Source organism: Bradyrhizobium sp. SZCCHNR1098 (assembly GCF_032489375.1).
In the GTDB taxonomy this organism is placed as follows: Bacteria; Pseudomonadota; Alphaproteobacteria; order Rhizobiales; family Xanthobacteraceae; genus Bradyrhizobium.
On sequence record NZ_JAUEXY010000002.1, the window covers coordinates 810,759 to 822,067 of the forward strand.

Annotated in this window: 10 protein-coding genes; 5 read left to right on the plus strand and 5 right to left on the minus strand. The window is 64.7% G+C overall.

The window, feature by feature from the left end; translation table 11 throughout:
- Positions 1-173 precede the first annotated feature (173 nt).
- Positions 174-1,241: an alcohol dehydrogenase gene (locus QX135_RS07955; protein ID WP_315812756.1), complete on the plus strand. Its 1,068-nt coding sequence runs from the start codon at positions 174-176 to the stop codon at positions 1,239-1,241.
- Positions 1,242-1,367: 126 nt separating this feature from the next.
- The gene (locus QX135_RS07960) at positions 1,368-2,447 is read left to right on the plus strand and encodes an isocitrate/isopropylmalate dehydrogenase family protein (protein ID WP_316176705.1); all 1,080 of its coding nucleotides are present in this window, start codon (positions 1,368-1,370) and stop codon (positions 2,445-2,447) included.
- Between the two features lie 103 nt (positions 2,448-2,550).
- Here the strand turns inward: QX135_RS07960 and QX135_RS07965 are convergent, their stop codons facing one another.
- From QX135_RS07965 to QX135_RS07975, 3 genes are all read right to left on the minus strand, one after another.
- The gene (locus QX135_RS07965) at positions 2,551-3,372 is read right to left on the minus strand and encodes an enoyl-CoA hydratase (protein ID WP_316176704.1); all 822 of its coding nucleotides are present in this window, start codon (positions 3,370-3,372) and stop codon (positions 2,551-2,553) included.
- A gap of 441 nt (positions 3,373-3,813) precedes the next feature.
- A complete protein-coding gene (locus tag QX135_RS07970) occupies positions 3,814-4,209 on the minus strand; it encodes a helix-turn-helix domain-containing protein (protein ID WP_015668220.1) in 396 nt (131 codons plus the stop codon).
- Between the two features lie 7 nt (positions 4,210-4,216).
- Positions 4,217-5,437 carry a LysR family transcriptional regulator gene (locus QX135_RS07975; protein WP_316176703.1) on the minus strand — a complete coding sequence of 407 codons (1,221 nt, stop codon included), beginning with the start codon at positions 5,435-5,437 and terminating at the stop codon, positions 4,217-4,219.
- Positions 5,438-5,844: 407 nt separating this feature from the next.
- Between QX135_RS07975 and QX135_RS07980 the strand changes: the two genes are divergently transcribed.
- Together QX135_RS07980 and QX135_RS07985 are read left to right on the plus strand one after the other, a co-directional pair.
- Positions 5,845-6,156: a hypothetical protein gene (locus QX135_RS07980; RefSeq protein WP_315758505.1), complete on the plus strand. Its 312-nt coding sequence runs from the start codon at positions 5,845-5,847 to the stop codon at positions 6,154-6,156.
- Between the two features lie 304 nt (positions 6,157-6,460).
- A complete protein-coding gene (locus tag QX135_RS07985) occupies positions 6,461-7,195 on the plus strand; it encodes a cytochrome c biogenesis CcdA family protein (RefSeq protein WP_315758506.1) in 735 nt (244 codons plus the stop codon).
- Between the two features lie 6 nt (positions 7,196-7,201).
- Here the strand turns inward: QX135_RS07985 and QX135_RS07990 are convergent, their stop codons facing one another.
- Together QX135_RS07990 and QX135_RS07995 are read right to left on the minus strand one after the other, a co-directional pair.
- Entirely contained in the window at positions 7,202-8,719 is a 1,518-nt protein-coding gene (locus tag QX135_RS07990) for a sensor histidine kinase (protein ID WP_316176702.1), read from the minus strand.
- A 243-nt stretch (positions 8,720-8,962) separates the two neighbouring features.
- Positions 8,963-10,237: a serine hydrolase domain-containing protein gene (locus QX135_RS07995; RefSeq protein WP_316176701.1), complete on the minus strand. Its 1,275-nt coding sequence runs from the start codon at positions 10,235-10,237 to the stop codon at positions 8,963-8,965.
- A 149-nt stretch (positions 10,238-10,386) separates the two neighbouring features.
- On the opposite strand from QX135_RS07995, the gene QX135_RS08000 reads away from it, so the two are divergent.
- Entirely contained in the window at positions 10,387-11,301 is a 915-nt protein-coding gene (locus tag QX135_RS08000) for an intradiol ring-cleavage dioxygenase (RefSeq protein WP_316176700.1), read from the plus strand.
- The last annotated feature ends 8 nt before the right edge of the window (positions 11,302-11,309 follow it).

Below are 11,309 nucleotides of genomic sequence, written 5' to 3' on the forward strand. Positions count from 1 at the left end.
TGCCGCTCCTCGCGTTTCCAGCCAATGTCGCGATATCGCAAGAACAGTCCGGACCAGCCGGACGCGCTCATGCCGGGAGGAGGTCCAAGGCGACGTTGCCGCGCGCAGCCTCGCCGCTCGTCCTGTCGATGCGCCGTCCGGTCCCGCCCGCATCGGACTACGGGAGTGAAAGCATGAAGAGCTTCAAGGTCACCGATTTCAATGCACCGCTGACCGAGGTCGACGAGCCGACACCGCAGCCCTTCGGCAAACAGGTGCTGATCAAGGTGAAGGCGGCCGGCGTCTGCCATAGCGATCTGCACATCTGGGAAGGCGGCTATGATCTCGGCCACGGCCGTAAGCCGCTGTCCCTCAAGGATCGCGGCGTGTCGCTGCCGCGGACCATGGGCCATGAGAGCGCCGGTGAGATCGTGGCGTTCGGGCCCGAGGTCACCGAAGCCGAGAAGGGCGGGCTGAAGGTCGGCGACGTCGTGCTGGTCTATCCCTGGATCGGCTGCGGCAAATGCGCCACGTGCCTGGCGGGCGACGAGAACATGTGCCTGAAGCCGGCCTCGCTCGGCGTCTATTGCGACGGCGGCTATGCCGACCACATGACCGTGCCGCATCCGCGCCACCTGATCGATCTCAAGGGGCTCGATCCGGTGACGACCGCGCCCTACGCCTGCTCGGGCGTGACGACCTACAGCGCGCTCAAGAAGGTCGAGAAGGATTTCGACACGCCGATCGTGATCTTCGGCGCCGGCGGGCTCGGGCTGATGGCGCTGTCGCTGTTGAAGGCCATGGGCGGCAAGGGCGCGATCGTGGTCGATATCGACGCGCGCAAGCGCGAGGCCGCGTTGGCGGCCGGCGCGCTGGCGGCGGTCGACGGCAAGGCGCCAGACGCGCTCGAGCAATTGAACAAGGCTGCAGGCGAGCCGATCCGGGCCGTCATCGACCTGGTCGGCAATGCCGCCACCGCGCAGCTCGGCTTCGACTGCCTGACAAAGGGCGGCAAGCTGGTCATCGTCGGCCTGTTTGGCGGCGGTGCGCCGTGGGCGCTGCCGCTCATTCCGATCAAGGCGGTCACCATCCAGGGCAGCTATGTCGGCAATCTCCGCGAGACGAAGGAGCTGCTCGAGCTGGTCCGGACCAAGAACATCGCGCCGATCCCGGTGACGCCGATGCCGCTCGCCAAGGCCAACGATGCCCTGCGCGAGCTGCAGAAGGGCCAACTCGTCGGCCGCGCCGTGCTGACGCCGTAACTCCCAGCCACTTCCGTCATTGCGAGGAGCGAAGCGACGAAGCAATCCAGAGTCTCAACCTGAGCCCTGGATTGCGTCGCTTCGCTCGCAATGACCGAGCTAACTCACTCGTATTGTGAAGAAAACATGCCCTCCACCAACGCACTCCACATCGCAGTCCTTCCCGGCGACGGCATCGGGCCGGAGGTCATGGCGCCAGCGCTCGAGGTGCTGCGCAAGGTCGAGGCGAGGGCCGGCCTGTCGTTCCGTTTCACCGAGGCCCAGGCCGGCGCCACCAATTATCTTGCGACCGGGGTCTCGATCGCCGAATCCACGGTCCGGCTGTGCGAGCAGGCCGACGCGATCCTGCTTGGCGCCTGCGGTCTGCCGTCGGTGCGCTATCCCGACAACACCGAGATCGCGCCGCAGATCGAGCTGCGCTTCCATTTCGATCTCTATGCCGGCGTGCGGCCGGCGCGGCTGATTCCGGGCGTGCCGAGCCCGATCGTCGGCGCCGCCGAGCACGGCATCGACTTCGTCGTCATCCGCGAGTCGACCGAGGGCCTGTTCGCCTCGATGGGCAAAGGTGTGGTGACACATGAGGAGGCGCGCGAGACGCTCGTCATCACCCGCAGGACGTCCGAGCGGCTCTTCAACTTCTCCTTCAAGCTCGCCGCCCGCCGCAAGGATCGCGGCCGCTCGGGGACATTAGCCTGCGTCGACAAGGCCAACGTCTTCAAGGCCTTCGCCTACTTCCGCAAGATTTTCGACGAGGTCGCTCAGCTTCATCCGGATGTGAAGGCAGATCATCTCTACGTCGATGCGTGCGCGTTGATGCTGGTGAAGCGCCCCTGGGATTTCGACGTCCTGGTCACCGAGAACATGTTCGGCGACATCCTCTCCGATCTCGCCGCCGGCCTCGTCGGCGGCATGGGCATGGCGCCCTCGGCCGACATCGGCGACCGCCATGCGGTGTTCCAGCCCTGCCACGGCACCGCGCCCGACATCATGGGGCAGGGCAAGGCCAACCCGACCGCGATGATCCTGTCGGCCGCGATGATGCTGGACTGGCTGGCGGACACCCATGGCATCGAGGGCGCAGCCGAGGCGGCCCAGCGGATCGAGCAGGCCGTCGACCAGGTCTATGCATCCGGCCTCAAGCCGTTCGAATTCGGTGGCGATGCCGGCACGATCGACGTCACGAAGGCGGTGCTGGAGGCGCTTTAGAGCATGATCCGGAAAAGTGGGAACCGGTTTTCCGAAACGATCATGCTCAAACAATGAGAGACAGGATCATGATGCGTTTTCTTGGAAACGCATCATGATTTAATTAGCGTCCCTTGAAGGCCGGCTTGCGCTTCTCCATGAAGGCGCGGCGGCCCTCGCGGAAATCCTCCGAATCCATGCAGGCATCGCCAATCCGCTTGATCGCGGCTGTGTCGCGGCGGCTTTCGTCCTTCAGCACTTCGGCGATGGTGATCTTGGCGGCCTTAACCGCCAGCGGCGCATTGCCGGCAATGGTGCGGGCGATCTCCAGCGTGGCCGGCAGCAGCTCGTCGATGCTCATCATCCGATCGACGAGGCCGATCCGCAGCGCCTCCGCGGCATCGATCCGCTGGCCCGTATAGAGCAGCAGCCGCGCCTGCGACGGGCCGACCAGGGACACCAGATTGCGGAGACCGTCGTAACCGTAGGCGATGCCGAGCCTGGCGGCGGGGATGCCGAACTGGCTGTCCGCGGCGGCGAAGCGCATGTCGGTCAGCATCGCGATCTGCAGGCCGCCGCCGAGGCAGAAGCCGCGGATGCAGGCGATCGTCGGCTTCGGGTAGCCGGCGAGCAGCGCCCGCTGGGCGGCGCTTCGCTCGGCATAGGCCTCGGAGGCTGCGGCATTGTGGCGGCTCTGCTCGAACTGGCTGATGTCGGCGCCGGACACGAAGGCCTTGTCGCCGGCGCCGGTCAGCACCACGATCCGGATCGCCTCGTCGTCGCGCAGCGCCACCAGCGCCTGGCCGAGCCCCTCCCACATCTCCAGCGACATCGCATTGCGTTTGTCCGGGTTGTTGAAGGTGATGATGCCGACGCCATCGCCCGCTCTGGTCATGAGGATCTTGTCCCCAGCGAAGGTGGTGGGGAGCTCGGAGATGGTCGGCATGAAGGGTCCGTCGGCAGGAGGGCAGGCGGCCGGCATCGTTCACCGCGCCGGTGACGGCGTCAATGTGAGTTCAGGACATGATGGGCAGGCAAGGGACGTCCGGGCCGATGCTCTCGACCTGTGCACGGATCGTCCAGGAGAGAACGCGAGCCCTTCACGATCAGCGTCGGCCGGACGGGACCGAAACGCCGGCATGCCGCCACTTCCTATGACGGCAGGGGAGCACGAAAAAATAAAGGCGACGAAGCCTCAGACCGCGCAGCGATCGCTGGGCGGACGAGAAGGGCCGGTGTGTCGGCCACGCCGATCGCTCGGCCTTGAGCCGAGGCAGTGAACTCGCCCGAGCTGGCAGATCGCCTGGCGCCCCCAAGTTGCGCCCTCGAGCGAAGATGGCCCATAACCATCACGGGCAGACCTGTCTGACGGATCAGACAGCCTTGCCTATTCTTCGTTCGCTGCGATCGATTCCATCAAGGATACCAGCTGACGTTGTACCGTCTGGTCCTTGATCTTGCTGTAGGCGCGCAGCAACCGCAGGCTGAAGGCGCTGTCCAGGAACAGGAGGCTCTCGACCTCACGGGCCTTGCTGTCGCCGTCGTAGAAGAACGTCACGGGCACGTCGAGCGCGGTGGCGATCTGCTGCAGACGCGCAGCGCCGACCCGGTTGACGCCCTTCTCGTACTTCTGGACCTGCTGGAAGCTCACGCCGAGCTTCTCGCCGAGCTCAGCCTGCGAGATCTTCTGCTCTACACGCCGCAGGCGAATCCGCTTGCCGAGCTCGATGTCGGGCTTGCCCGCACTGCGCTGCTTCATTTTCTTTGCCGCTGATTTGTTCATACTGATTTTACCGTCCTTCCATCGGAAAGCCCCCGAAAAGATGGGTCAGGGGTTCACCCATATATACTGTTTTAAGTTGCTGTGGATGGATGAATTCGTCCTTAAACCACGGGTATTTGCCAGGGTTAAAGGCCTCCACCAGCCAGTCGATCATGTGACGCACCCTAGGGATGCGTCCAGTGGTGGCATGGTAAGACAGCCAGATGTCGTAGGACCACTTGAGATCAACCTCAAGCGGTATGATCTTCCCGCCCAGGGCACTCGCGTAGGTTGGGAAGACTCCAATACCGGCGCCGTGCGCCACCGCCCAGTAATTGGCGCTCGAGACATTGGTGGTCATCGCGATCAGGTCCCGCTGCTCAAAACCGGGAAAGATGGTGGCGAAGGCGGCGTTGGCGGCGGCTTCGTCCGCCACCTGCAGAACCAAGCGATGTTTGACGAGATCGTCAATCGTCTTTGGGATGCCAAATATCTCCAGATATTTCTCGCTCGCAAAGCACATCAGGTGCATGCGGCCGAGCCGGACCAGCTTGACGTCGAGCGCCGCCGGCCGGGTGAGGTGGATGGCGACATCGGCCTCGTGACGCGACACATCGGCCGAGCGCATCGCGCAATAGAGGTCGACCATGACGTTGGGGAAGCTCTGCTGAAATTCGACCAGCCGGGGCGCCAGCCAGAACGTGCCGAGCCCCTCGGTCACCGCGACCCGGACCTCGCCCGACGCAGCGCCGGCGAGACCATCGCCCGCGCGCAGCAGCTCGAATGACGCGGCCTCCATGTGCTCGACGGCGGAGACCACCAGCGCGCCTTCGTCGGTCAGCCGAGCGCCGTGGACATCGCGCGTGAACAGCGTCGCGCCGATCTGCCGCTCGAAATCATCGATGCGCCGCCGTACGGCATTGATCGAGAGCGTCAGCCGCTCAGCCGCGGAGCGAAAGCTGCCGGCCCTGACAACCTCAAGGAAGATCCGCGCTGCATCCCAGTCGGTGAGACTTGCCAGCGCCGATTTGCTCACGGTTGACTTGGCCGGGGCGGCCCGGCCCGTCACAGTTCTTGTCGGCTTGCTCGCCGCTGCGCCCCTGGCGCCGCCACTCTCTCGGCTCAGTTCGATGCTCGATCCTGCCGCAGCAGACGAGTCGCCGTGCTCCCCTGGCGCCAGCGTCGCAGGGGTCTCGGCTAGGTCCTGGCGTTCCTTCTGAGGAACGCCCCGTTCCGCCGCAACGCGCATACAAGCTCTCTCCGCCTGCTAGAGTGATTCCGATAAATTACGGGCAAGACACATTCGTGCCATGATTTGGTTGAGCGATCGAGGGTCGATGAGTCTGCTACCTTCAGTTCTCTGCAGCATGGTCTTACCGCCAGCAGACGCGCGGTCTGACACATCATGTAGGACAAGGACACGCTTAGCGCGAGTCGAATCTAAGATCGACGGTTTTTGCCTGGACCGCAATGAAATGGTATTCGAAGATGGTCCGTTGTCATGCTATCTTGATGAACGGATCGTGGCGCTGACTCATCGAATGCCGGGAAGCGGTGGCGTGTCTTCACCCTGCGTCATGCCAGGACTGAGCCGCATGGGCAAAGCGCAGGGGAGCAACGACATGACGTATTTGGAAGCCATCCGCGAGTCGGGAGTTGCTCGGCTCGATCTCGTCGCACGCTAGAACGGAAACGACGCCTGTGGCCAATTCAGACGAACAAATGCTTGCAGTGCTTGCATCCCTGGAGCAGTGCCGCGCCATGCTCGCGGCAACGGGCAATCGCGAATCGGCACATTTGGTCTCGGTTGCCATCCTCGACCTGCGTATGAAGCTGAACCGTCTGAGCGAAGACGATCTGAAATCGCTTTGCGATGAGATGGTTCAAGCTGACAATCCCGACAAGCTGCGCGATGCGAAGCTGCAGCCGGGTCAGCGCCGGCCACCGTTGCTTCGAGTGGTGAAATAGCACAGTTCGATGTGTGCACAAAGGTGCATTTAGCGCATTTGTGATATGTCGTGATCCCACAGTGAGCGCGCACCGGCTCGCAGACGAGCCGGTTGGAACGAGGCGGACGCTCCCATCGGGGCGGGGGACTTCGCCAATGAGGCCCCCGATCCGGGGATGTCGGGCTCTGTCCTCGCGAAAGCCCGCAGGCGGTGATCACCGGTGACCGCCGTAACTTCGGCACGTCTGTTGCGTATTCCCGGCATCGGCGGCAAGAAGCGTCGTGCCCCGGCTTGCGCCTGGAGGGGCGTATCGCGGGACTCGCATGATCCAGAACGTATCGATTCCGGCCGCGTTCATTGCTGGCCTGGTCAGTTTTCTTTCGCCCTGCGTGCTACCGCTGGTTCCGCCTTATCTGGTCTATCTCACCGGCGCCACGATCGAGCACATCGAGAGCGAGGAGCCTCCGGCCGCGTCGCGCCGCGCCGTGATGATCTCGGCTGCACTGTTCGTGCTGGGCTTCTCGACCGTGTTCGTGATGCTGGGGGCGAGCGCTTCGCTGATCGGCGGCCTTATCCGGGCCTGGTCGGAGCAGTTGTCCATTCTCGCCGGCATCGTCATCATCGTGATGGGCCTGCACTTCCTCGGCCTGACCCGGATAGCGTTCCTGATGCGCGAAGGGCGGCTGCCGATCCCCAAGCCGGTCGGCCTGTGGGGCGCCTACGTCATGGGGCTCGCCTTCGCCTTCGGCTGGACGCCGTGCATCGGGCCGATCCTGGCGGCGATCCTCTCGATCGCAGCCGCGGAGACGACAGTCGCCAAGGGGGCCGGGCTTCTTGCCGTCTATTCCGCCGGCCTCGGCATTCCGTTCCTGGTCGCGGCGTTCATGATCGAACAGTTCTCGGCGCTGTTCATCCGCATGCGTGGCCATCTCGTGAACATCGAGCGCGCGATGGGCGTGCTGATGATCGCCACCGGCATCGGCTTTCTCACCGGCGCGGTCTCGACCTTCAGCATCTGGCTGCTCGAGACGTTCCCGGCGCTGCAGAGGTTCGGCTGACGCGGTTTAATCGTCGAGCTTGCAGGTGATGGTGTAGACCACGCCCGGCGGCAGGAAGTCGACCGTGGCCTCGCCGCCGAGCTGATCGCGCGCGCTGCGCACGATCAGGCGGGAGCCGAAGCCGCGCTGGATCGGCGCCGAGACCACCGGGCCGCCGGTTTCCTGCCACACCAGCCGCAGCCGTGCCGGCAGCTTCTTCGCCGCGTCGGCCGCGCTCGCCAGCTCCCAGGACAGATCGACCGTGCCGGTGTCGTTGGAGAGCGCACCATACTTGGCGGCGTTGGTTGCGATCTCGTGCACGATCATCGACAGCACCACGGCGAGCCGCGGCGACAGCGCCACCTTCGGGCCGGAGATCCTGATGCGCTCGGGCGTGTTGAGGCGGTAGGGCTTGAGCACGCGCTCGATCACGTCCTGTAGCTCAGAACCCTGCCATTTCTCCTTGCTGAGCAGATTATGCGCCTCGGCGAGCGCGCCGAGCCGGCCCTCGAACTTCTCACGCTCATGGCGGCTGGCGCTGCGGAAGGTCTGCACCGCGATCGCCTGCAGGATCGCCAGCGTGTTCTTGACCCGGTGATTGAGCTCCTCGATCAGCAGGTCGTGCAGCATCTCGGCGCGCGCGATCGTCGTCGCCATCCGCACCGCGAAGGCCAGACCGATTGCCAGCATGATGCCGCCGAGCAGGCTGGTGACGGCGAGGTTGCGCCACAGCGGCGCCACAAGCGAATCCTCGGCGATACCGGCTCCGATGGTCCATCCGGTGAGGGTGGAATGGGTGAAGCTCGACAGCAGCGGCACGCCCTCGAGCGATACGCTCGACAGCGTCGCCTCCTGCTCGCTGCGCATGCGATCAAACACCGAGGGCGAGGCCTGCTTGCCTATCGTGTCCGCCGGATTTGGCACGCGTGCGAATACGGTCGCCTTGCGGTCGAGCAGCGACAAGGTCCAGTCCGGGTTCGGCCGCTGCTTTTCCAGGATGGTCTGGAACATCTCGATCGGCGGGCTGAACGAGATGTCATAGACGACTTCGCCGTCGCGAAAGACGGGCACCTCGACGGTGACGATCAGGCTCTTCTTCACGACACCGTAGAAAAGGTCGGAATATTGCGGCTGCCGGGTCTCGAACACGCGGCGGGTGATCTCGCGGTTGTTGCGCGTCGGCAGGTGAGCCGTATCCGTCGTCGCCGACGAGAACAGCTGGCGTCCGTTGCGGTCGGCGACCACGATCGTGCCGTTCTTGCCGTACTGCTCGAGGAAGCCCATCGCGATCGGGCGGAAGCGTTCGAAATCGCCGGTGGTCAGGGCATCGGTCAGCGCCAGCACCTGGACGCCGCCAGTCATGCGCTGCATTTCCGCATCGAGCGTCAGCCGGATGCTGCGCACCGTCTCCAGCACGCGCTGACGGGCGTCGCTGCGGTCCTGCATGTAGTTGTGCAAGACGATCCCGCCTGCGAACAGGATGAGCGGCAGCGTGGTCCCTGCGACCAGAAGAGCAAGCCGGATCGGCAGGGAGAGTTTTGGCACGGATGCCCCGTTTGAGCTGGCGCTGCTGATCGCCGTTGGGACTGACGCAGGCGGAGGTGCGTCGGGCGGAGGCGAATTTGTGCAGCGAGCGCATTTCAGGCTGGAGCGGCGGCCTCCGCAAGGGCTCGGCGGTTGCAACCGTTCACATGACTGTCAGCATAGGAGAGCGCGGCGGCATGCACGCCAAGCGCAACGCGCGGCGATCGCCGGTTCCCTGAGCGGCTTTACCGCCACAGCGCTCTTCTAGACGTTGCTCTCTGTGATTGCCGCGTACACCATCGTGCGCAGCTCGCGGCGGATCGGGTAGGCGTTCGACGGCAGCACCTGGGTCATGAAGATCGTGATCAGCTCCTCGGCCGGATCGATCCAGAACGCGGTGGAGGCCGCACCACCCCAGGCATATTCGCCGGCGCTGCCGGGGATCAGCGTCTTGGCCGGGTCGATCGTCACCGAGAAGCCGAGACCGAAGCCGACGCCGTTATAGGCTGCTTCCGAGAACATCGAGCGCGACAGCGCCGGCAGGTCGACGCCGCCCGGCAGATGGTTCGACGTCATCAGCTTCAGCGTCTTCGGGCCGAGCAGCCTGACCCCGCCGAGCTCGCCGCCATTGACCAGCGCGCGGCAGAACGTCAGATAGTCCGCCGTGGTCGAGCACAGACCGCCGCCGCCTGAGATGAAGTCGGGCGGGCTCAAGAAAGAGCTGGTGGCGGGATCGTCCTGCAAGGTCAGGCCGCCCTTGCGATCGGCCGCGTGGAACGACAAGGCGCCGCCGGCATCGGCCGAGTAGCACGCCGCCAGCCGGTGCGCCTTCGCGGCGGGGACGTGGAAGTCGGTGTCGCTCATGCCGAGCGGATCGAAGATGCGCTCTTTCAGCACTTGCTCGAACGGCTTGTCGGCTATCTTGCCGACGAGATAGCCGACCACGTCGGTGGAGACCGAGTAGTTCCAGGCTTCCCCCGGCGAGAACTCCAGCGGAATGAGCGACAGGTCGTCGATCATCGACTGCAACGTTCCTGCCTTTTCGACCGCGCCGATCTTGGCGTCGCGATACGCGGCATCGACGTTCGAGCGCTGCTGGAAGCCGTAGGTGAGGCCGGAGGTGTGGCGCAAGAGGTCGACGATCAGCATCGGCCGCGCCGGCGGCCGGCTGACAAAGGCCGGCGCGGTGCCGGCGACGAACACGCCCAGATTTTTCCACTCCGGAATGTATTTCGCGACCGGCTCGTCGAGCGCGACCTTGCCTTCCTCGACCAGCATCATGAAGGCGACCGAGGTGATCGGCTTGGTCATCGAATAGATGCGGTAGATCGTGTCGTCCCTGACCGGGACCTTGCGCTCGACGTCGGCATAGCCGAGCGAGCTCGCATGCACGATCTTGCCGCGGCGATAGACCATCAACTGCGTCCCGGGAAAGCGGCCGGCCTCGATATAGCGCTGCCGCAGATGGGCATCGATGCGATCGAGCGCGGCTTTCGACATGCCGACGGTTTCGGGCGAGGCGGGTGTCGGGGCGAGCATCGGGCGTCTCCGCTATGATCGGTTTCTGGCGGCCTGGGCGAGGATCGGCCGCACATGCCGTTTGTTCCGGGTGATAGCCGAAAAACGCGCCGCGTCCAATGGCAGGCCAGGGATGCGTCGTGTACCCTTTGCGCCGGGAGGAATTGGCAATGACACAATTCAACGAGGCCGAGCTCACGGAGGCCGTCGTCGCGAGCTTCGAAGGGACACCCGATCCGCGCGCGAAATTCCTGCTGCAGGAATTGGTGAAATCGCTGCACGATTACGTGCGCCGGACGGAGCTCACTTTCGACGAGTGGGCCGCCGCCATCGACTTTCTCACCCGCACCGGACAGACCTGCACCGCGAGCCGGCAGGAGTTCATCCTGCTGTCCGACGTGCTCGGCGTGTCGATGCTGGTCGACGCCATCAATCATCGCGACCGGGCAGGGGCGACGGAGACGACCGTGCTCGGCCCGTTCTACGTCGGCGAGCACAAGGTGACGCCCCACGGCACCGACATCTCGGCGGATCTCAAGGGCGAGAAGATGTTCGTCCAGGGACGGGTCACCGATCTGTCGGGTGCCCCGCTGGCAGGCGCCGCGGTCGATGTCTGGCATGCCGACGACGAGGGCTTCTACGATTCGCAGCGGCCGTCCTACGCGAGCGATGGTCCGTCGTCGCGGGCGCGCTTCATCACCGACGCGGACGGTCGCTTTTTCTTCCGCACCATCCTGCCCTGCAGCTATCCGATCCCGACCGACGGTCCGGTCGGACAGATGATCCTGAGCACCAAACGCCACCCGATGCGGCCGGCTCATGTCCATTTCCTAGTGGACGCCAAGGGCTACGAGCCGCTGATCACCCACGTCTTCGTCGGCGGTGACGAATATCTCGACAGCGATGTCGTCTTTGGCGTCAAGGACGATCTCGTCGCCCAGGTGGAGCGGCGCAGCGACGCGGTGATGCCGGACGGCAAGCTGGCCGTCGGGCCATGGCACTTCATGACCTACGATTTCCGCATGAAGCCGGGAGCCGGCGCGGCGCCGAGGCCGCTCGGCGCGATCGCGCCTGAACCCGCCTGAGCTGTGGC